The 21,082-nt window shown below is 64.9% G+C and carries 21 protein-coding genes; 7 read left to right on the top strand and 14 right to left on the bottom strand.

The features are described from left to right. The first annotated feature begins 242 nt into the window (after positions 1-242). The gene (locus tag AC1DIO_RS11100; protein ID WP_476833318.1) at positions 243-1,133 is read left to right on the top strand and encodes an inositol monophosphatase family protein; all 891 of its coding nucleotides are present in this window, start codon (positions 243-245) and stop codon (positions 1,131-1,133) included. 207 nt (positions 1,134-1,340) lie between these two features. Here the strand turns inward: AC1DIO_RS11100 and hemP are convergent, their stop codons facing one another. The 6 genes from hemP to AC1DIO_RS11070 form a co-directional block, all read right to left on the bottom strand. Beyond that, positions 1,341-1,523 carry a hemin uptake protein HemP gene (gene hemP, locus AC1DIO_RS11095; protein WP_441505807.1) on the bottom strand — a complete coding sequence of 61 codons (183 nt, stop codon included), beginning with the start codon at positions 1,521-1,523 and terminating at the stop codon, positions 1,341-1,343. A gap of 244 nt (positions 1,524-1,767) precedes the next feature. After that, positions 1,768-2,253: a bacterioferritin gene (gene bfr, locus AC1DIO_RS11090; protein WP_113517171.1), complete on the bottom strand. Its 486-nt coding sequence runs from the start codon at positions 2,251-2,253 to the stop codon at positions 1,768-1,770. 124 nt (positions 2,254-2,377) lie between these two features. Beyond that, entirely contained in the window at positions 2,378-2,665 is a 288-nt protein-coding gene (locus tag AC1DIO_RS11085; protein WP_441505806.1) for a (2Fe-2S)-binding protein, read from the bottom strand. Then, on the bottom strand, positions 2,662-3,201 hold the full coding sequence (gene irrA, locus AC1DIO_RS11080) for an iron response transcriptional regulator IrrA (RefSeq protein WP_441492420.1): 540 nt from the start codon (positions 3,199-3,201) through the stop codon (positions 2,662-2,664). Before irrA ends, AC1DIO_RS11085 begins: the two co-directional genes overlap by 4 nt. A 145-nt stretch (positions 3,202-3,346) precedes the next feature. Beyond that, positions 3,347-4,924, bottom strand: coding sequence for a DHA2 family efflux MFS transporter permease subunit (locus AC1DIO_RS11075; RefSeq protein WP_441505805.1), 1,578 nt, complete (start codon positions 4,922-4,924; stop codon positions 3,347-3,349). A gap of 147 nt (positions 4,925-5,071) precedes the next feature. Then, positions 5,072-6,259 (bottom strand): HlyD family secretion protein, encoded by a 1,188-nt coding sequence (locus tag AC1DIO_RS11070; protein ID WP_441505804.1) that lies wholly within the window; start codon positions 6,257-6,259, stop codon positions 5,072-5,074. Between the two features lie 142 nt (positions 6,260-6,401). Between AC1DIO_RS11070 and AC1DIO_RS11065 the strand changes: the two genes are divergently transcribed. Continuing rightward, positions 6,402-7,061, top strand: a complete 660-nt coding sequence (locus AC1DIO_RS11065; RefSeq protein ID WP_441505803.1) for a TetR/AcrR family transcriptional regulator — start codon at positions 6,402-6,404, stop codon at positions 7,059-7,061. Between the two features lie 5 nt (positions 7,062-7,066). On the opposite strand, the gene AC1DIO_RS11060 is transcribed toward AC1DIO_RS11065, so the two are convergent. Beyond that, positions 7,067-7,969 (bottom strand): DMT family transporter, encoded by a 903-nt coding sequence (locus AC1DIO_RS11060; RefSeq protein ID WP_441505802.1) that lies wholly within the window; start codon positions 7,967-7,969, stop codon positions 7,067-7,069. A gap of 187 nt (positions 7,970-8,156) precedes the next feature. Then, positions 8,157-9,191: an aspartate-semialdehyde dehydrogenase gene (locus AC1DIO_RS11055; protein ID WP_441492424.1), complete on the bottom strand. Its 1,035-nt coding sequence runs from the start codon at positions 9,189-9,191 to the stop codon at positions 8,157-8,159. A 473-nt stretch (positions 9,192-9,664) separates the two neighbouring features. Between AC1DIO_RS11055 and AC1DIO_RS11050 the strand changes: the two genes are divergently transcribed. Further along, complete coding sequence (locus AC1DIO_RS11050; RefSeq protein WP_441505801.1) at positions 9,665-10,729, top strand: hypothetical protein; 1,065 nt, start codon at positions 9,665-9,667, stop codon at positions 10,727-10,729. A gap of 141 nt (positions 10,730-10,870) precedes the next feature. Continuing rightward, the gene (locus tag AC1DIO_RS11045; protein ID WP_441492426.1) at positions 10,871-11,176 is read left to right on the top strand and encodes a hypothetical protein; all 306 of its coding nucleotides are present in this window, start codon (positions 10,871-10,873) and stop codon (positions 11,174-11,176) included. Between the two features lie 136 nt (positions 11,177-11,312). Here the strand turns inward: AC1DIO_RS11045 and AC1DIO_RS11040 are convergent, their stop codons facing one another. The 4 genes from AC1DIO_RS11040 to AC1DIO_RS11025 all read right to left on the bottom strand — a co-directional run bounded on the left by AC1DIO_RS11040 (position 11,313) and on the right by AC1DIO_RS11025 (position 15,850). Then, complete coding sequence (locus AC1DIO_RS11040) at positions 11,313-12,749, bottom strand: homospermidine synthase (RefSeq protein ID WP_476826759.1); 1,437 nt, start codon at positions 12,747-12,749, stop codon at positions 11,313-11,315. A gap of 168 nt (positions 12,750-12,917) precedes the next feature. Then, entirely contained in the window at positions 12,918-13,445 is a 528-nt protein-coding gene (locus AC1DIO_RS11035) for a GNAT family N-acetyltransferase (RefSeq protein WP_441492428.1), read from the bottom strand. A 117-nt stretch (positions 13,446-13,562) separates the two neighbouring features. Then, positions 13,563-14,708: a type III PLP-dependent enzyme gene (locus AC1DIO_RS11030; RefSeq protein WP_476853401.1), complete on the bottom strand. Its 1,146-nt coding sequence runs from the start codon at positions 14,706-14,708 to the stop codon at positions 13,563-13,565. Positions 14,709-15,292: 584 nt separating this feature from the next. Beyond that, the gene (locus tag AC1DIO_RS11025; RefSeq protein ID WP_441505799.1) at positions 15,293-15,850 is read right to left on the bottom strand and encodes a glyoxalase superfamily protein; all 558 of its coding nucleotides are present in this window, start codon (positions 15,848-15,850) and stop codon (positions 15,293-15,295) included. A gap of 295 nt (positions 15,851-16,145) precedes the next feature. On the opposite strand from AC1DIO_RS11025, the gene AC1DIO_RS11020 reads away from it, so the two are divergent. Continuing rightward, entirely contained in the window at positions 16,146-17,735 is a 1,590-nt protein-coding gene (locus AC1DIO_RS11020) for an OpgD/OpgG family glucan biosynthesis protein (RefSeq protein ID WP_476853400.1), read from the top strand. A gap of 9 nt (positions 17,736-17,744) precedes the next feature. On the opposite strand, the gene AC1DIO_RS11015 is transcribed toward AC1DIO_RS11020, so the two are convergent. Beyond that, positions 17,745-18,128, bottom strand: coding sequence for a RidA family protein (locus AC1DIO_RS11015; protein WP_441505797.1), 384 nt, complete (start codon positions 18,126-18,128; stop codon positions 17,745-17,747). Between the two features lie 173 nt (positions 18,129-18,301). Between AC1DIO_RS11015 and AC1DIO_RS11010 the strand changes: the two genes are divergently transcribed. Then, complete coding sequence (locus AC1DIO_RS11010) at positions 18,302-18,997, top strand: AprI/Inh family metalloprotease inhibitor (protein WP_441505796.1); 696 nt, start codon at positions 18,302-18,304, stop codon at positions 18,995-18,997. A 21-nt stretch (positions 18,998-19,018) separates the two neighbouring features. Here the strand turns inward: AC1DIO_RS11010 and AC1DIO_RS11005 are convergent, their stop codons facing one another. Further along, entirely contained in the window at positions 19,019-19,636 is a 618-nt protein-coding gene (locus AC1DIO_RS11005) for a GNAT family N-acetyltransferase (RefSeq protein ID WP_441492433.1), read from the bottom strand. A 234-nt stretch (positions 19,637-19,870) separates the two neighbouring features. On the opposite strand from AC1DIO_RS11005, the gene zapE reads away from it, so the two are divergent. Further along, positions 19,871-21,070 (top strand): cell division protein ZapE, encoded by a 1,200-nt coding sequence (gene zapE, locus AC1DIO_RS11000; RefSeq protein ID WP_476853399.1) that lies wholly within the window; start codon positions 19,871-19,873, stop codon positions 21,068-21,070. Positions 21,071-21,082: the final 12 nt, after the last annotated feature.

Here is a 21,082-nt window from a genome sequence, read left to right as displayed (position 1 = left end):
TGGTGGTGCGAACAGACACATCAAGACCGACGAACAGCTCCATGGCAGGCCTCCTGACCGGTTGGATCGATGGAGCCTGACCGGAAGACCGCTCTCCGTCATCCCGTATCAACGGGCGGCCGGAGCCCCAACAACCCGATCTTTTTGTTTCGCGATCGGTGCTCGCGGTTCGGGCGCGAGTTCGGGGCGCTTCCTTTGAAACGCGGCGCCGGTTTGGGTGGTGGTAGGCGGTCCTTGGCAAATTGGCGGGATCCAGAAGGCAAGCCCGAGATAGGGGAGCCGAAATCACGATGAGTCTGATCGATAAAGTATCGACGGTTCTGCGACAGGCAGCTGCAGAGGCGATTTTGCCGCGCTTTCGCAATCTGACCGCGCGTGATGTGGAGGAAAAGTCCCCGGGAGAACTCGTCACCGTTGCCGATCAGCATGCCGAACGGTTGATCGGCGAGCAATTGCTGCTGCTCGATCCGTCCGCCAGGGTCGTGGGCGAGGAAGCCTGCGCCAAGACGCCTGCATTGGCTGACACTCTCGATCGGGGCACCGTCTGGTTGATCGATCCGCTGGACGGCACCGGAAATTTCATTTCCGGCCGAGGACCATTTTCGATCATGCTTGCACTGCTTCGCGAAGGCGAGGTCGTCGCAGCCTGGATGCTCGATCCGTTGTCGGATCAGCTTCATGTCGCCGAACTGGGCAGCGGCGCCCAGATCAATGGAGTGCCCGTGGTCGCTGATGGGAAGCCGGATGGGCTGCGGCGGGGCTCGATCTCCACTCGTTTCCTGCCGCCTGACGTGCTTGAGGTCATCGAGGCGCGCTTGGATCGAGTGCCCTTGATCGTGCCGCCGCTGCTTTGCGCGGGGGCCGAATATCCTGCCATTGCCACTGGCGAGCGCGATTTCGCCGTCTTCTGGCGAACGCTGCCATGGGATCATCTGCCCGGAACGTTGTTCCTGAGCGAGGCTGGCGGCCGCGTCGCGCGCTGGGATGGTTCGCCCTATCGCGCTGGACAAGACGGCTCTGGCCTCTTGGCAGCGCGCACGCCCGAACATTGGCGAGCGACGCACACGGCGCTCTTCGATTGGCGCAATGATCGCTCAGGGCCGAGCGAGTCTTGGTTGCGAGCGCTCGACTAGACCCGTTCGAGCGCGCGATGCGGGAGGTCAGGCAAGGTCAGGCCGATGGCATCGCCTGAGCGGATTTCGCCGCCCGCCAGAACGATCGCCATGATTCCGGACTTGCGAACGAGCCGGCCCTCGGAATCGCGCCCGAGGACAGCGGAGAGGAGTCCGGGACGGAAGCAGGCTCTCTGGCACAGAGCGCGTGGCTTGGCGAGCGGGGCGCTATTTGGTCAGGATCAACCGGTCGCGGGCGGTGACGCGCAGGCGATAGGCCTCGCCAAGATGCATCAGGATGACCTCGCGTCCGGTGCCGACCAATTGGCGGACGTCGACGACCGGGACGTCCGATTGTCCGGAGTGGGGTGCTGTCTTGCCAGCAAGATCAGATGGCGGAACGGAACTCATCGCAGCGATCCAAATCGATAATCTGCAGGAGGCAGACAAGGTTCGGCGCTGATCTTCCGTAGAGCTTCAGTATTGAACGATAATCATTACAAACTACGTCGGTATCAGCCTATGAATTAGGTCGCTTTCAATCGCGCCGTCAAGGCGGTGGTCCTGTTCCGACTTCGGGCCACTGCTTCCGCACGAAAAAGCCGGACCTGCGGGGCAGGTCCGGCTTGCGACCGGCGTCGGAATGCTTCGGGGATCAATGATCCGCTTCGAGTCCGCCGATATGTTTCTGGGTGTAGAGTTCGATGCCGACGCGCTCGATGAGGTCGAGCTGGGTCTCGAGGAAGTCGATATGACCTTCCTCATCCTTCATCAACGCCTTGAACAGGTCCTCGGACGGGTAGTCGCCGACCTCGCGGCAATACTTGGCCGCTTCCTGATAGAGTCCGCGCGCCTCGACCTCGGCCTTGAGATCGCACTCGATCACTTCCTTGACGTTCTCGCCGATGCGCAGTGCGTCAAGCGTCTGCAGATTGGGGAAGCCCTCGAGGAAAAGGATGCGGTCGACGAAACGGTCGGCATGGACCATTTCCTCGATCGATTCCTTCTTCCAGGTCTTGGCCATCTCCTTCAGCCCCCAATTGTCGAGCATCCGGTAGTGCAGCCAGTACTGATTGATCGCGGTCAGCTCGGAGCGGAGCCCCTTGTTGAGGTATTCGATGACCTTCTTGTCACCCTTCATCGCAGCTCTCCTCGGGCTCGCATCACATTAGAATGATCCTAATGTAGAGCGGCAATTCGGAGAATGAAAGGGAGAAGTCGCGCCAGGACCGGGAAATATCGACGTGGCCCGCGGCCGAGAAGCCTCAGGCCGCGATCGTGTCTTTCTCGATCGCCAGCCCGTCCATCATCTGGGTGACGGAGACATGCACCGCGCATTCAACGTCGCGACTGGCGCAGGAATGGCATTGGCTGGCGCAGGCGGCGCGGGCCTCAGCAAGAATGGCTCTGACGGCCCGGGCGCAACGTCCGCAGTCCGGGCTGCAGCCCAGACAGTCATAGGCCTCGCCAGCCGTCACCGGTCCAGTGCCATCGGGGGCAATGGTTCCCTTGATCTGCCGACAGGACAGGACGTTGCAGGAGCAGACGATCACGCGTGGTGCCCAGCTCCGGCGGCGACCCGGGTCTCGACTTCGGCGCCATCGGCGTTGCGCAGGCGGACAATGACCTCCACGGACGAGATCATCATGCCTTCCGGGGCGACGGGCAGGCCGGAGACCTGGATTTCCGAGCCAGGGATGTCGACGACGGTTTCGTCGTCCTCGTTATAGAAATGGTGATGCTCCGACACATTGGTGTCGAAGAAAGTCTTGGGGCCGGACACCGAAACCTGGCGGAGCAGGCCAGCTTCCGAGAACTGCCGCAGCGTGTTGTAGACGGTCGCGAGGGACAGCGGTTCGCGGGCGCGCAGCGCCTCCTCATAGAGCATTTCGGCGCTGACGTGCCGGTCGCCCTTGGCGAAGAGCAGCCAGCCCAGCGCCATGCGCTGCCTGGTCGGACGCAGGCCAGCATTGCGTAGCCGCGTTTTCACCGCGCTGATCGGGCAGGAAGCAGGGCTCTTCTGCGGCCACGGAATCTGTTCCGCGGCAGCACGGGCCTGGCTGGGATCCTTCACGGGCAAAACGCTCATCGGTACGCCTTCCACATCGCCGGCATGCCGGCCTCGTAGTTTAGAAAATATCTAAACTACTGATATCATTGCTATATTTGGCGGGACTCCGCGCGAATGTCAATCCGGAGCCGGCTGCGACACGGTGCATCAGGTCCCGGCGCGGCTAGTGCCCGGCCTCGGCGGGGGGCGCTTTGGGCGGCTTGCGCATGAACACGGCCAGCACGACCAGCCCTGCAAAGATCCAGGTCAGGCCGAGAAAGACATCGCCGAAGGCCATGACCAAGGCCTCGCGATGGGCGAGTTGACTGATTTTGGCGAGCGCCATCGCCTCGGCATTGGCGCCATAGCTGGCGAAAAGCTGCATCATCTGGGCCAGCCTCTCTTCGGCGACCTGGCTGCCGACAGCGACAGCTTCATGCAGCCGGGTGATGTGCAGGTCGGTCCGGGTGTTCAGCAGCGTGTTGATMACGGCGAGGCCCACCGCGCCGCCAAGATTGCGCGTCAGGTTGTAGAGGCCCGATGCGTTCTTGAGCTGCGCCGGAGGCAAGGTGCCGAGCGCCAGATTGTTGATCGGCACCATGCACAGCATCAGCGAGACGCCGCGCAGGATCTGGGGCAGCAGCAGTTCGTGGAAGTCCCAGTCCTTGGTGATGAAGGACGCGAGATAGGTGCCGGCGGCGAAGCCGGCGAAACCGATCATCATCATCACGCGTGGATCGAGCTTCTGCGACAGCTTGCCGGCGACGGGCGCCGTCAGGAACATGCACAGGCCGGTGACGAACATCGTCTCGCCGATCATCAGCGCGTCATAGCCGCGGATGCGGCCGAGAAAGACGGGGTAGAGATAGGTCAGCCCGTAGAGGCCAATGCCCATCGTGAAGCTGAAGAGCGAGCCGAAGGCGAAGTTGCGGTTGGTGAAGGCGTAGAGATCGACGAGCGGATCCTCGCGCGTCAGCGCCCGCCAGAAGAACAGGACCGCGCCCACCAGCATCAACGCGGTGAAGAACACGATCTCGTGGCTCTGGAACCAGTCGAGCCGCGTGCCTTCCTCCAGCACATATTCGAGGCTGCCGAGGAAGGCGGCCATGCTGGCGAGGCCGAGCCAGTCGAAACGCTTGAGCAGGCCGGGCTGCGGCTTGTCGAAATCGATCAGCGTCCAGGCTGCGATGGTGACGCCGATGCCGGGGATGACGTTGACCAGGAAGAGCCAATGCCAGGAGAAGGCATGGCTGAGATAGCCGCCGACCGTCGGGCCGATGGTCGGCGCGAGCGTCGCGACAAGCCCGATCAGCGGCGAGACGATCGGCCGCTTCGAGGCCGGGAAGATGGTGAAGGCGGCCGCGAAGACGCCGGGAATCATGCCGCCGCCGATGAAGCCCTGGACCGCGCGCCACAGGATCATCTCGTTGATCGAGGACGACATCGCGCACAGCACGCTCGAGACCGTGAACCCGGCTGCGGCGATCGAGAAGAAGACGCGGGTCGACAGCGCCCGGCTGAGATAGCCGGAGAGCGGGATCATGATCACTTCTGCGATCAGATAGGCGGTCTGGACCCAGGCGATCTCGTCGGCGCTGGCTGACAGGCCCGCCTGGATCTCGGCCAGTGAGGCGGAGACGATCTGGATGTCGAGGATCGCCATGAACATGCCGAAGACCATCGCCAGGAAGGCGAAGATCCGCCGCATCGGGATGGCGTCGGAGGCCGCCGGCGCGCCGGCTGTCAGTGTTGCAGTGGCCATGACGGCCTCGTCTTCCTGGCGCCCCGCACCGTCGCCCTGGCCAAGCGGCATTGGCCGCGCAAAGCCGGGGTCAATCGGTGGGCGTTACGGCTGCATGGATTCCGGATCGTCGCGACGCGCCATCCGGAATGGGTCTTGTCGTTCCGTTCAGGCCTGAGGGCGCGGGTCGATCTTCACCACGACCGACATGCCCGGGCGCAGCGCATGGCGCGCAATGGCCTGCGGGCTGAGCGTGATGCGCACCGGGACGCGCTGGACGATTTTGGTGAAATTGCCGGTGGCGTTGTCAGGAGGCAGCAGCGAGAACACCGAGCCCGTGCCGCCGGAAATGCCGCTGACGACGCCGTCAAACACCTGATCGGGCAGGGCGTCGACCGTGACCCTTGCCTTGTCGCCGATCTTCAGGCCGCCAACCTGCGTCTCCTTGAAGTTGGCATCGATATAGACCTGGTCGAGCGGGACGATCGACATCAGCCGCTTGCCGGCACTGACGAGGTCGCCAAGCTGGACATTGGTGTTGGCGACCAGTCCGTCGATCGGCGCTGCGATCCTGGTGAAGGACAGGTCGCGGGCGGCCTTGTCCTCGGCGACCTTCAGCTCGTCCATCTGGCGGGAGGCTTCGTTGCGCTGTGCCTCCAGCACCTTGATATTGGCTTCGGCCGCGGAGACCCCGGCCTCGGCGCTGGCCAGTGCGGCGCGAGCTCGGTCACGCGCTGCCGTTGCCGCATCGAGGGTCGCCTGCGATCCGTAGGACTTGGCGGCAAGGCTGTTGGCGCGGTCGAAATCGGCGACGGTGCGGATGATATCGGCCTGGGTCGAGTCCCGCTGCGCCTGGGCCTGCAGCAGGCTGGCGCGGCCGGCCTCGATCTGGCTGTCGATGCGCAGCAGCGTCGCGGCTGCCGTCGCGCTCTTGGCGCGGGCGCTCTCCAGTGCGATGCGCTGGTCGCCATCGTCGAGGGTGACCAGCGGTTCGCCGGCCTTGACCTGCTGGTTCTGCTTGACGGCGACAGTTGCGACATTGGCTGCGAGCTTGGCCGAGATCGTGGCCATCTCGGCGCCGACATAGGCGTCATCAGTCGAAACGATGAAGCGCCCATTGCGCCACCAGTCGACGCCGAACCAGAGTCCGGTGCCGAGCGCGGCTGTCGCCAGCAGCATCATCCCCGCACGGCGCATCGTCTTGCCGCGCGGCTTGGCGGCGGCAGGGCTTTCCGCTTCGCGCGGAGCTGCCTCGTCGGCCTTGCGGGCCTGGGCGGGGAGCGGCGTGGTTTCGAGCGCGGGGTCGACCAGCTTCAGCCGGTCCCGACGCGACTCAGTCTTTGTCTCGGCGGACATGGGCGATCCTGATAATCACTATTCGAACCGATCGGTTCGATTTCAGTTGAAATAGCGCTGGCGATGGCGCATATCAAGTGAAATCGAACTGATCGGTTCGATTATTTTTGTGCGGCGCAAAATGCCGGGACGAGATGGGGTTATGGACGAGGTTGTGAAGATCGCAGGAGTGCCGCCGCGCCGGAAGCGGCGTGCGGCGGGCGCAGATCCCGACAAACGTCGCCAGATCCTGGACGGAGCCCATGAGGTCTTCCTGACGCGCGGGTTCGACAATGCCAGCATGAGCGACATTGCCGCGGCCGCGAATGTCTCGAAGGGCACGCTCTATGTCTATTTCGAGGACAAGGAACATCTCTTCGTCGCCCTGATCGAACGCGAGCGTGAAGAACAGAAGCGCGGGATCTTCGAAGCGCTCGACGATGATCCCGATCTCGGTCATGCGCTGACGCATTTCGGCGAGCGGATCGTCCAGCTCCTGGTCTGCGATTTTGCGCTCAGCGCCCAGCGCATCGTCGTTGGCGTGGCGGAGCGCATGCCCGATCTCGGCCGTGAATTCTACGAGAACGGACCGTTGCAGGGCGCACGGCGCATCGCCGGCTATCTCGACCGCAAGGTCGCGGAGGGACAGCTGGAGATCGACGATACCGCGCTGGCAGCCGTGCAATTCGTTGACCTGTGTCAGTCGACCGTGCTGCGCCCGCGCCTGTTCAATGCGGTGCGCGAGCGACCGTCCGAGGCCGAGATCTCCCGCGTGGTTGCCTCGGCGGTCGCAATGTTCCTCGCGCGATACGGCAAGCGATAGTCCGCTTACAAGGCTCGCGCCCGCATCCGCTCGCGATGGGCGGTGTAGAGGCCCGAGGCGGCGATGATCACCGAGCCCAGCAAGGTGAAGAGATCCGGCAGGACCGAGAACAGGAAGAAGCCGAAGACCGAAGCCCAGAGCAGCTGCACATAGGAGAAGGGCGCGAGCAGCGAGGCGTCGGCATGGCGGAAGGCGATGATGACGAACCAGTGCCCGATGGTCGAAGCGACGCCGATGAAGATGCCGATGGCGATCGCCTCAGCCGTCAGTGGCTGCCAGCCGAGGGGCTGCAGTACGGTCAGCAGCAGGAAGCCGACCACGGCCGACCAGGTCAGCGTCGTCACCGGATCCTCGGTCGTGCTCATCATGCGGGTAACGATCAGGGCAAAGGCCCAGGTCGCGGCTGAAAGCGCTGGCAAAAGCGACGCGGCGTGGAAGTTGGCACCTCCGGGCCGGACGATGATCAGGACACCGGCCAAACCGACCAGGGTCGCGGTCCAGCGCCGCCAGCCAACCTTCTCCCCAAGCATCGGGATCGACAAGGCCGTGACGAAGAGCGGCGCAATGAAGCTTGTCGCGGTCGCATCAGCGATCGGCAGGTATCGCAGCGACGAGACGAAGATGATGGAGGAGAGGGTGACTGCGACGCCTCTCAGCAACTGCATGTGCAGACGCTTCGGTCGCAGGCGTGCTGCGCCGCCGCGCAGTGCCACCGCCAACATGATCGCCGTAAAGGCGGCATAGCGCAGCCAGGTGATCTGTAGCGCGGGCATGGTCGCCGCGAGATACTTCGAAGCGACGTCGGAGCTGGACAGGAAGATGCTGGCAAGCAGCATCAATCCGATGCCGCGCAGCGCAGCATCGCGACGTTGCGGCACGGGAGGAACGGCCTCGGTATGCGCGGGCAAGGCCGGTACCGGAGCTTTTGAAGGGTGGGGAGAGGACAAGGCGACGCCGGAACTGGAGAGTGGGACGACGCTAGCAGGATTTGCCTGCGGCGGGCGCGCAAACTCGGAACAGCGCCCATGCGCCCGGGCCCTTCATGAAAAAGGCGGGCTTGAGCCCGCCTTCGTGGAGCTTTCCGAGCTATCGGAATCAGGCCGCCTTCTTGCGCGGCTGGATCAGCTTGCGGTTGACCAGCACCTCGGCGATCTGCACGGCGTTCAAGGCTGCGCCCTTGCGCAGATTGTCCGAGACGCACCAGAAGGCGAGACCGTTCTCGACCGTATTGTCCTCGCGGATGCGCGAAACATAGGTCGCGTCCTCGCCGGCCGCCTCGTGCGGGGTGATGTAGCCGCCGGGCTCGTGCTTATCGATGACGAGGATGCCGGGCGCGGTGCGGAGCACCTCGCGCGCCTCGTCGGCGGTGATCGGCTTCTCGCATTCGATGTTGACGCTCTCGGAATGGCCGATGAAGACGGGCACGCGCACGCAGGTGGCGGTCAGCTTGATCTTCGGATCGAGGATCTTCTTGGTTTCCGCCATCATCTTCCACTCTTCCTTGGTGAAGCCGTCCTCCATGAAGACGTCGATCTGCGGGATGAGGTTGAAGGAGATGCGCTTGGGGAACTTCTTGGTGACGACGTCGCCGGCCGAGAACACGGCGCGCGTCTGGTTGAAGAGCTCGTCCATGCCCTCCTTACCGGCGCCGGAGACCGACTGATAGGTCGAGACGACGACGCGCTTGACGCCGAAGCGGTCATGCAGCGGCTTCAGCGCCACGACGAGCTGCGCGGTCGAGCAGTTCGGGTTAGCGATGATGTTCATCTTGGAGAAGCCGGCGGCCGCTGCGGCATTCACCTCCGGCACGATCAGGGGCACGTCGGGATGCATGCGCCAGGCCGAGGAATTGTCGATGACGACGCAGCCCTGGCCGCCGATCTTCGGCGACCATTGCTTCGAGACCTCGCCCCCCGCCGACATCAGGCAGATATCGGTATCGGAGAAATCATAGTGATCGAGCGCCTTCACCTTCAGCGTCTTGTCGCCGAAGGAGACCTCGGTACCAATCGAGCGCGAGGAGGCAAGCGCCACGACCTCGCTCACCGGGAAAGCCCGCTCGGCAAGGATGTCGAATATTTCGCGACCCACATTGCCTGTGGCGCCGACAACCGCGACCTTGAAGCTCATGCTGCTGTTCCTTTTGGAAGTAACCGGTTCTGTCTCCCCCGGGAGATGCCGACCCGCCTGGTCTGGATGGCGGGTTCGGCCGTAGCCCCCGCCGGGGGGGAGGGCCCGGAACCGAGGCGAAGCGTCAGCGCGACGTCCGGAGCGTGCCGGTCGTCGTTTTGGTCGTGCGTTTCGTCGTCAGGGCGACAATCACAGAGCCAAATCCCATAGGGCTGAAAGCATTCGCGGTCGCGCTCGAGTGGATGCTCGCCTCGCGATGCTCATCCAGAACACCCGCGGCGATAAAAAGTCAATTGATCTCGGCAGCCCAGCGCGTCAGGACGGGATTAACCCTGCCTCCTAACCAGCGATTCACGACAATCGCGGTTCGCAGGCCGCCGGTAACCCGATACTGACCCGGATGCCCTCAGCGTCGCCGGCGGGTGAGGACAGGCTGCTGGCGCGGAGGCGCAGGCAACGAGCGGGGTCTTGTCGTGTCGCGTGAGTTCGCAGCGTTACTGGTCAATGGCTTTCGCCGGCTCGGCTCGAGCTGCCGGGAGCTCGGCTCGGCGGCCGCACATCGTGCCTTGCCTGTGGCGGGCAGCGTGAAGGGCAAGCTCGGCGGTCCCGATCCGATTGGCGCCTTGATCAGCGTGATGGACCATGTCGAGGCAGCGATGCGGACAATCCTCCGCTGGATGCGCGCTGCCGTCCGCCATCGTGGCCTGGGCCTGACCGGCGGTCTGGCCTGGCGCGGCCTGGCAGCCGTTGCCGGTATCGGGATGGCGGCTGCGCTCGTCACGGGCCTTTCGGGCGATGGCGGCGAGATGCAGGTCGCCAGCCTTGCCGAGCAACCGGCTGCGGAGATCCGGTCCGTTCGGGACGTTCGCCAGGAGCCGCGCCTGCTCGGCGCCCAACATGAAGACTGGACCAGGATCGCGCGGCCGATCGCGATGTTTGGCCTCGACTCTCCGGAATTGGAGCGCCAGGCCATGGCCTATGAGGCGAGCCGGAGCCAGGACGGCGCGAAGCGTGAGGATGTGTTGAGCTTTGGGGCGTTCACCGAGGCAAAGCCGCATCTGCTCCTGCGCCTCGTCGTTGACCATGGCGACGATCATCTGACGCAGCCCTTCATCATCGCGCTGGTGCGCGAGGCCGCTGCGCGCGGCATGTCCGTGCAGCGCAGCGGTGCGCCGACAGGGCTCACCACCAAATTCGGCTCTGTCGAAGCTACGGATGTGACCCTGAGCGATGGTGCGAATGAACGCGCCTGCATCGGCTTCCGCCACCGGGGCGGCGACACGCCGCTGCGACTGAGCGGCTGGTGGTGCGGTGGGGCGGCGCGCCCGGTCGATCGTCAGCAACTGGCCTGCCTGGTCGATGGGCTTGCCCTGCTCAGCGCCGGCGAGGATCAAGTGCTGCGTAGCCTCTTTGCCGCAGCTGAACGTAACCGCGGCGGCGCCTGCTCACCGCCGCGCCCATCCGCGGCCGGTCGCAAGACGTCATCGCTCGACGCCGAAGGCACGGTGCCGAGCCACCAGGCGGCCGCGAAAAGGTGAGGGGGCGGCCGTTGAAATCGGCTGCCCGAGCGTTATCTCAGAGCTATGGGGCAGTAAAAGCGTTAACCGCGGCGGGATAGATTTGGCGCTATCAATCGCCGCTTTACTTCCCCTTGGTCATCGCCTCAGGAGACCCTCGCCATGAATTCCTTCAAGCGTCTCGCCGCCGGTCTCGGCATTTCGCTCGTGGCGTTGACCGCGGTCGCTTCGGTGGCCGAGGCGCAGCAGCAGCGCAAGCCGTTGCGCGTGATCGTGCAGAAGCGCAGCTATCTCGATCCCGGCAATGTCGTGCCGGTCGGCTCGCTGAACCGATACGCCACTCAGCAGCTCATCTCACCCCCGGTCTATTCGAATGTCGCTGAGCTTTACGGCGATAGCACCTTGCCGCCGCGCATCGGCGCCGGTGTGAACCCGTTCCGGAACACGTTTTCGACGCCGGGCTTCTGAGCCGTCCGGGCAGAGACGAGAAAGGCCCGCCGGATCGGCGGGCCTTTCTGTTTGGTGCGTGCTGCCTTGCTTCAGGCGGTGCAACGGGGTCCGGAGACCCTCGGGCCGGTGCGAGGCGTCCCGAGGATGGTAGGCGTCAGCGGACCAGAATGTTCCGGAACTGCCAGGGATCGCTGGTGTCGATATCCTCCGGGAAGAAGCCCGGGCGGCCCTGCAGCGGCGTCCAGTCGGTATAGGTCCCGACCACCGGGCCGAGATAGGGCAACTGCACTTCCAGGCAGCGACGGAAATCGAGCTCATCGGATTCGACGATGCCGGCCTTCGGGTTCTCCAGGGCCCAGACCATGCCGGCAAGCACGGCGGAGGTCACCTGGAGGCCCGTGGCGTTCTGATAAGGCGCAATCCGGCGGGTCTCTTCCACGGAGAGCTGCGAGCCGAACCAGTAGGCATTCTTGCCGTGGCCATAGAGCAGTACGCCGAGTTCGTCGATGCCATCGACGATTTCGCTCTCCTCGAGGATGTGCTGCTTCTCCTGCACCTTGCCGGCGCTACCGAACATCTCATGCAACGAAAGCACGGCGTCATTGGCGGGGTGATAAGCATAGTGGCAGGTCGGCCGATAGGTGGGGTTGCCGGCCTCGTCGCGTACGGTGAAGTAATCGGAGAGCGAGATCGCCTCGTTATGCGTCACCAGGAAGCCGTATTGCGGGCCGGGTGTCGGGCACCAGCTCCGCACGCGCGTCTCGGCCCCGGCCTGGAGCAGATAGATCGCAGACTGGCAGCCAGCCTCATGCGTGCGCCCGTTCTCTGGCATCCAGCGCTCATGCGTGCCCCAGCCGAGCTCCGCCGGCTGCTGGCCTTCCGAAACGAAACCCTCGACCGACCAGGTGTTGACGAAGACATCGCGCGGCTTGGGATGCTTGGCCCGCTGGGTGTCGCGCTCGGCGATATGGATACCCTTGACGCCAACCTGCTGCATCAGGGCGCCCCATTCGGCGCGGTTCTTCGGTTCGGGGGTCTGGAGGCCGAGATCGGCCGCGACGTTGAGCAGGCCCTGCTTGACGAACCATGAGACCATGCCGGGATTGGCGCCGCAGCAGGAGACTGCCGTGGTGGTGCCGGCCGGACGCGCGCGCTTGGCAGCCATGGTGGCTTCGCGCAGCGCATAGTTCGAGCGGGCCTCGGGACCCTTGCTGTGGTCGAAATAGAAGCCGAGCCAAGGCTCGTTGACGGTGTCGATATAGAGTGCGCCAAGCTCGGAGCAGAATTGCATGATGTCGAGCGAGCCGGTGTCGACCGACAGGTTGACGCAGAAGCCCTGGCCACCGCCTTCGGTGAGAAGCGGCTGCAGCAGGCTCTTGTAGTTCTCGGGGGTCACCGCTTCCTGGATGAAGCGGATGCCGCGCTCGTCGAGGAGGGCACGGTTGGTGTCATGCGGGTCGATGACGACGAAGCGGCTGCGGTCGTATTCGAAATGCCGCTCGATCAACGGCAGTGTTCCGCGTCCGATGGAGCCGAACCCGATCATTACGATCGGTCCGGTGATGGTGCCGTGGACGGGCCAATGAGTCATGATGTTTCCTTGGTTGGGGTGGAACGGGGGTAAATCTTTCGCGGGCTCGTATGGAGAGCGGCCGCGCTCGTCAATCCGGAACGCCATTTTTGCGCCGCCAGGGTCGATTCCGACCCCGACGACGCTGAAGACAACCCGGTGCGGATGACGCCGCGGTGACGCTCGCGATCAGGCTGCGAGCGCCGCGGCAGGCAGGGGCTCGATCAGGCGCCCCGTTGCGGACAGGACGCCGGCGGCGCCCGCGAGCGCGCCGGGGCGCAGTTCGAGGCCGAGGAAGCGCTCGCGCTCGACGGGGCCGGGCATGGCAAGATCGCGCATCGGCTCGGCCGAGAAGCCAAACCGAGCGTAATAGGGCGCATCGCCGACCAGCAGCACAGCGCCGTGGCCATGGCAGGCGGCGCGCCAGATCGCCTCGCGCATCATCGTCTTGCCGAGCCCTTCGCCGTGCAGATCCGGGGAGACGGCGAGCGGCCCGAGCAGCAGCGCATCATGGCCGCCGGCATCGATGTTCCAGAGCCTGACGGTTGCCACGACTGCGCCGTCGCGCTCCGCGACAAGCGCCAGCCCGGCGGCCGGCATCCGGCCTTCACGCAGGCGTTCGCTGGTCTTGGCGAAACGGCGCTCGCCGAAGCAACGGTCGAGCAGGGCCTCACGGGCCTGGATGTCGAACGCGGTTTCCTCGCGGATCGTGATCATGACGCACCTCCGGCCGGAGCGCCTGCGCAAGAGCGCAGACCTTCCCGGCGCCGCGCGCGAACGCGGCCAAACAGAATGATTTGGGGGGCGGCTCCGGCAGGTGCCGGAGCCAGAACGTCAGATGACGTATTGCTTCAGCGGCGGGAAGCCGTTGAAGGCGACGGCCGAATAGGTCGTCGTATAAGCACCGGTGCCCTCGATCAGCACCCGATCGCCGATCTCCAGGCTGAACGGCAGCATGTACGGGGTCTTCTCGTACATGACGTCGACCGAGTCGCAGGTCGGGCCGGCCAGGACGCTCGGCACGGTCGCGTCACCGTCGCGCGGGGTGCGGATCGGATAGCGGATCGCCTCGTCCATGGTCTCGGCGAGACCGCTGAACTTGCCGATGTCGAGATAGACCCAGCGAACCTGATCGTCCTCGCTCTTCTTCGAGACAAGCACGACCTCGGCCTCGATCATGCCGGCTTCGCCGACCATGCCGCGGCCCGGCTCGATGATCGTCTCCGGKAGCTGGTTGCCGAAATGCTTCGACAGCGCCCGGAAGATCGCATCGCCATAGGCCGGAACGCCCGGGATCGGACGCAGGTAGCGCGCCGGGAAGCCACCGCCGAGATTGACCATCGACAGCGACATGCCACGGGTGGCGCATTCCTTGAACACCGCCGAGGCCGAGGCCAGAGCGGAATCCCAGGCGTTCACATTCGCCTGCTGCGAGCCGACATGGAACGAGATGCCATAGGCGCCCAGGCCAAGACGATGGCCATGCTCAAGCACGTCCGCGGCCATTTCGGGCACGCAGCCGAACTTGCGCGAGAGCGGCCAGTCGGCGCCGGCGCCGTCGCAGAGGATGCGGCAGAAAATGCGCGCGTCCTTGACCGMGGTGAGGGCGGCGGAACGGGCGATCTTGTCGACCTCGGCTACGCAATCGACGGCGAACAAGCGCACGCCGAGCTCCATGGCGCGCGCGACGTCGCGCTCCTTCTTGATCGTGTTGCCATAGGAGATGCGGTCAGCGGTGGCGCCGGCCGCGAGAGCGAGCTCGATCTCGACGACCGAGGCACAATCGAAGCAGGAGCCGAGCTTGGCCAGCAGGGCAAGCACCTCCGGTGCCGGGTTCGCCTTCACGGCGTAGAAGACGCGCGTGTCGGGAAGGGCCCGGGAGAAGGCACGATAATTCTCGCGCACGACATCGAGATCGATGACGACGCAGGGACCGTCTTCACGGCGGTTGCGCAGAAATTCACGGATGCGCTCGGTCATCGGCGCGACTCCCCTACGGCGCAAGCGGCGCCGATACGACGTATCGCCGGGTGAGTCGTTCGCAGGTCACGGCGCGATGGAGACGCCGAGAACAGCGGACGAAACGTCCGGACCCGAAACACCGTCGATTGGGGACCCCCCGCACGGCCGGCAATGAAGGACAAGCCTCTTCGGTGTTGACCTGTGGAAAGCCAACGAGACCAAAAAAGCCCGCTCCGTCGTTGCTTTAAGCTGCGTCCCCCGTGGAGATTCGGGGTTTGCCGGTTTCGCCTCCGGCTGCTGGTCGCTGTTCGGGAGCGGCTCTCTTGCGAGAACCGGGAGCGTGATTTGAGGGGATATCCATCCCCCTCCATCCGTTTCCCATCCCTGGCGGCTGTCCGGCCTCTTGTCCGAATGCCCACCGACCAGCACGCGGCCACAGGCACGTGCGAATTGGGTAAGCCGCATATACGAACTGCGGCCCCCCTCTACAAGTTCTTTTTGACCTCGGGGTTCGGTTTTTTCGCCGAACGCGCGAGGCAGAAGCGCGCCGGGCTGGTCGACGGGCGCGCAACCGCAGGTATCGAGGCTGATCGAGCCTCAATCTAGACCCGCTTCTCGCAAAAGCGGATGCGGTTCCCAAATGGGTCCGGCACCTCCAGCGTGCGACCGCCCGGGCCATTTTCCTGGATACCGGGTTTCGAGAAGGGATAGCGCTTGCCGATCAGTTCGGCGCGATAGGCGTCCACGCCCTGCATCCAGACGAAGACGGTCGACCCTGGGCTGGCGTCGCCATGATGCTCGGAGAGGTGAAGTTGCAGGCCCGAGCGTGAAACCTGCATGTAGATCGGGAATTCAGGTCCGTAGCGGTGGTCCCAATCCATGCTGAATCCGAGGAAGCCGAGATAGAACTCCTTGGCTTTCTCCAGGTCGAAGATCCGCAGGATCGGGATACCCATATTCAGGGTCACGCCTGTCTGGTCGGTGCCGGCGGCCGGGCGGGCTTCTGCCTCGCCGATTTTCGCCGCGAGGATGTTCCAGTCGTCATAGCCGAACTGCCGGGCGACGATTTCGAGCGCCTGGGCATGTGAAAGCGCGGTCTGCGGAGCCACGGCTTCGCGCAGGGCCTTGGCCATCAGTTTCGCATCGCGATAGGTGCGCATGGTCACAATCCTTCTCGATGGTGGACGAAGCGGCCAGGGCTCGCATTGCTGGAAGCGTCCACCGGATCGATCGGGATCGGGACGGAAGCGGGATGCATTCACCATGCCCTGGGAGGGCGCGAGCGGCKGGCTGCATCCGGCCCGGGGCGAAACGTAGAAAACAGGGCGATCGGCTGTCAACATCGTGCGTGCCGGAGATGCGCCGCCGCTGCGCCCTAGACCGGCCCCATTTCATCGCCTAAGTCGTTGGCGAGATGCGCCTTCGGGCGCAAACGCGACGGGGCTTCCTCGAATCATGACCGTATCCAATCGCCGCCAGATCCTGGCCGGCCTTTCCGCCGCCTTGAGCTTTTCCGTGGCGCCCGCCGCGCTGCTCGCGCAGCAGCCGGAGACGCAGCCGGCTCCGGCCCCGACCCCACCGCAGCCGCGCTTCGGCTTCGAGGACGTGGTGCGCCGGGCTCGCGAGATCGCGGCCGCGCCCTATGAGCCTGGTCCGACTCTGCCGGAACCGTTGTCGCGTCTCGATTTCGACGCCTGGCGCGATATCCGCTTCCGCCCCGAGCGGGCGCTGCTGGCGCCGACCGGTTCGGGTTTCCGGATGCAGATGTTCCATCCCGGCTTCCTGTTCACGCGCCCGGTGACCGTGAACATCGTGCGCGACGGCGTACCGACACCGGTGCCTTATTCGTCGAACCTGTTCGACTATGGCCGGATCAAGTTCGAGAAGCCGCTGCCGGTCAATCTCGGCTTTGCCGGCTTCCGCCTGCATTATCCGCTCAACGATCCGCGCATTTTCGACGAGCTGATCTCCTTCATCGGCGCCAGCTATTTCCGGGTGCTCGGCCGCGAGCAGCGTTACGGGCTTTCGGCGCGCGGCCTGGCCATCGGTGCCGGCGTGCCCGGAGGCGAGGAGTTCCCTGTCTTCCGCGAGTTCTGGGTGGAGGCACCGAGCGCGGGCGCCGAGCGCGTCACGGTCTATGCGCTTCTCGATTCAGCCTCGGTATCGGGCGCCTACCAGTTCCATATCTATCCGGATGTCGACAGCGTGGTCGATATCAGCGTCGCGCTGTTCCCGCGCAAGACGATCGAAAAGCTCGGCCTCGCGCCGCTGACCTCGATGTTCTTCACCGGTGAGAACGACCGGCGCTTCCATGACGATTTCCGGACCGAGCTGCATGATTCCGACGGCCTGATGGTGCACTCGCGCACCGGCGAATGGATCTGKCGGCCCTTGCGCAATCCGCGGCAGCAGGCGGTTTCCTCCTTCGTCGAAAGCAATGTGCGCGGCTTCGGACTGATGCAGCGCGACCGTGTCTTCGAGCATTATCAGGATCTCGATCTCAGCTACGAGCTCAGGCCGTCCTACTGGATCGAGCCTCAGGGCGACTGGGGCGAGGGCGTGGTCGAGCTGATCGAACTGCCGACCGGCGACGAGACCAACGACAATATCGTCGCGCTCTGGGCGCCCAAGGCCGCGCTGGAGGCCGGCCGCGAGTTCCGCTTCGGCTACAAGCTGACCGCGCTGCTCGACTCCAGCGACCTCCACCCCGGCGGCCGCGTGATCAACACCTACCAGGCGAAGCCGAAGGCGCTCGGCTCGGGCGAGCCCGTCACCGATGGCGCGCGCCGCTTCATCGTCGATTTCGCCGGCGGCGATCTCGACTATCACCTGAAGCAGCCGGAGAAGGTCGAGATCGTGCCTTCGATCGCCTACGGCCGGATCAACCGCGCCTTTATCGTGCCCAACCCGAAGACCGAAGGTTTCCGCGCCTTCATCGACATCGTCGTCGAGCCCGGGCAACTCGCAGAGATGCGTGCCTTCCTGAAGAGCGGCGACAAGACGCTGACGGAGACCTGGAGCTATCCGTGGCGCGCCGAGGCCTGATCGCTCGGATCAGGCTGCTGCGGCCACGACCTCGATCTCGACCTTGAACTCGGGCAGCGTGAAGCCGGAGACGATCATCAGGGTCGAGGCCGGAGGCGGCGTGCCGACATGGGCGTCACGCGATTCCATATAAGGCTTCATATACGCCCGGTCGGTGACATAGGCATTGATCCGCACGATATCGGCGAGCGTCATGCCGGCTTCGCCGAGGATCTTGGCGATGTTGGCGAAGCAGAGATCGGCCTGAGCCCGTGCATCTTCGGGAATGCCGCCATCGGCCGTGATGCCGAGCTGCCCGGAGCAGAAGACGAGGCGCTGCCCGCCGGGCAGTTCGGCTCCATGACTATAGCGGGCGAAGGGCGGGCGGATCGAGGGCGGGTTGAGCGGCTTCATGCTGGTTCTCCAAAGCTGCCGGACTATGCCGCGCCGGGCACCCAAGAACCAAATGCCCCGTGGCGGAGTTGATCAGTTCCGGTATTTGGGGGATTGAGGTGCTCATGCCACGTTCATTGCGCAGGCCTAGGCTTGCGAATCAGCTGAGCCAACGAGACGGGAATAGGCACCGCATGACGACCGTGACCGCGACACGACATCGCTTCTTCAAGGCCGCCTGCCTGCTGCCCTTCCTTGCGCTCACGGCCTGCGCGGGATCGCAGCGTTTCAACGGGCCGGGACCCGGCTTTTCCGGTGGGCCGGGCTACGGCCAGCCTCAGCTGCAATCGGCTCCGCCGATCAGCTCTGCTCCCGTGACGTCGCAGCCCTTGCCGCCGCCGGGCGGATATCCGGCCGCCTCCGCGCCTTCGTCGCCGGGAGCCCTGCCGGCGCCGCAGGATCCGTTCTTCGATCCCAATGCAGGACGGCCGCAACCGCAGAGCGCGCCGCCTGTCGCCGGGGCAACCGAGATTCCGCAACTCAGAGGCGGCAGCGGCCAGGTCGCGACGCTGGGCCAGGGCGCCGCCCCCGCCCGCAGCGCGGGATCTTCGCGTGACAGCGTCATCGGGAGCTGGACCGCGCGCGAGGCGACGGGCAGTTCCTGCCGGATCCAGCTGTCGAGCACGCCGGCTCTCGATCTCTACCGCGCCAATGCGGCAGGCTGCGCCAATCGTGACCTGCAGAAGGTCAATGCCTGGGACTATCGCGACGGCGAGGTCTATCTCTACCAGCCGGGCGGCACGGTAGTCGCGCGTTTGCGTGCCGGGGACAGCGGCAGCATGAACGGCGCTGTCACCAAATCCGGCGCCGCCCTCTCGCTCAACCGCTGAGGCGGGCCTGCTCGTCGCGCCTCATGGGCGCGACGACGATCTCGCGAAAAAGGCCGGGCGCCAGAACCGGCGCTGCAGCGACAGCGCCAGAGTGGCAAAGCCCTTGGCATTGTCGAAGGCTTCGTCGAGGACGGTGAAAGGCGTCGGCCCGCCGGTGGCGATCGTCCCCTCGACATCGTTGTAGCCGCCAATCAGCTCGGCCTCGAACTTGCGCGCCAGCCGGCGCATGGCAGCGTTCTCGGGCAGGCAGGTCATGTAGAGCGTGCGAATGCCGCGATTGCGCGAGGCCGTGATCAGCCGCGTGAACAGCGCTTCGCCGATGCCTTGCCGGCGCCAGGCCTTCTCGACGCTGAACGCGGCTTCGCCCGTCTGGGTGACGATGTCTTCCAGGCCGCGCAGTTCGGCCGCGCCGCGGACCTTTCCGTCCTCGATATAGGCATAGACCAGCCCGCCGACGCCGAAGGTGGTCTCAGCGTAATTGACGAGAAAATCGTCGTTGACGGCCGTGCCAAAGCGCTCGCGACGCGTAAGCACGTCCAAGCGCAGCAGATGATCGATGAAGAGGGTGCGTTCCGCAGGCCAGAGCCGGCGAATTTCACCCTGGCCGGACATTGCGCCGGCCTTTGTCGAACGAGCCAATTGTCTTCTCCTGTCACAGCGCCATGTCGCGCTACCGTCCAGGAGGCGTTCGTCCCTAGAGCTCGGGTCGGAAGATGCGCCGCCAATCTGGGAATGCAAGAGGCGAAGCTGTGGCAAATTTGGGCGGGAGCGCGGATATTTCGCCCAATCTGCCCCGATCTGCGGCCCATGCCTAAGCGTGCATCAGCCAGCAGGCTTGCGGTTGCATCGAGCCTGGCTTAACCCGGGCAGCCGATGCTGTCCCGCCCGCAGGCCATGCCCGCCACCATCTCCGAACGCTATGTCGCCATGGTCGAGGCCGGCGTCATCGAGCGCGATGCGGCGCAATTCGCCGTGGTGAAGCGGTTCGAGGCGCTGTCGGAGACACTCGCCTCACGCCAACTGGCCAGAAAGAGCAGTGCGCTCGGCTGGCTGTTCGGCAAGCGGCAGGCGTCGGCCAATGGCATCAAGGGCCTCTACATCTGGGGTTCGGTTGGCCGCGGCAAGACCATGCTGATGGACATGTTCTACGACTCGGCGCCGGTTATGGCCCGCAGGCGCGTGCATTTCCATTCCTTCCTGGCCGATGTCCATGCGCGCATCCACGCCTACCGCCAGCGCCTGAAGGCGGGCGAGGTCAAGGAGCCCGACCCGATCGGTCCCGTCGCAGCCGAACTCGCCGAAGAGGCAACGCTGCTCTGCTTCGACGAATTCACCGTCACCGATATCGCCGATGCAATGATTCTGGGGCGCTTGTTCACGGCGCTCTTCGCGGCCGGCGTGGTGGTGGTCGCAACCTCGAATGTCGAGCCGTCGCGTCTCTATGAGGGCGGGCTCAACCGAGCGCTGTTCCTGCCCTTCATCGCATTGCTGACCGAGAAGGTCGATGTGCTGCGTCTCGATGCCCGCACCGACTTCCGGCTGGAGAAGCTTGGCGGCGCACCGACCTATCATGTGCCTGCCGATGCAACGGCCAGGGCCGCGCTCGACAAGGCTTTTCTGACTCTGAGCGGGGTCGCCCATGGGCGGCCGCTCGTCCTGTCGGTCAAGGGGCATGAGCTGCGCGTGCCGGAAGCGGCCGGGGGCGTCGCGCGCGCCGGTTTCAGGGATCTCTGCGCCGAGGCCTATGGCGCCTCGGATTATCTCGAGCTGGCGGAGCGCTTCCATACGCTGATGATCGAAGACATTCCGGTGATGGACGAGACGCAGCGCAACGAGGCGAAGCGCTTCATCATCCTGATCGACACGCTCTATGAGCTCCATGTGAAGCTGATCGCTTCGGCGCAGGCCGAGCCGCACGAACTCTACATCGCCACGAGCGGTCGCGAGGCGTTCGAGTTCGACCGTACGGTCTCGCGGCTGATCGAGATGCGCTCCGGCGATTACCTGGCCTTGCCGCATGGCCGTGTCGATTCCGCCGCCAGCGGCGACACGACCGGCCTGGTCGAGACTTGAGAAGCGTCGCCG

The organism is Allobosea sp. 05T439 (assembly GCF_056396005.1).
Note: the sequence above shows the minus strand (reverse complement) of the source record. Positions and strands in the feature narration are given on the sequence as shown.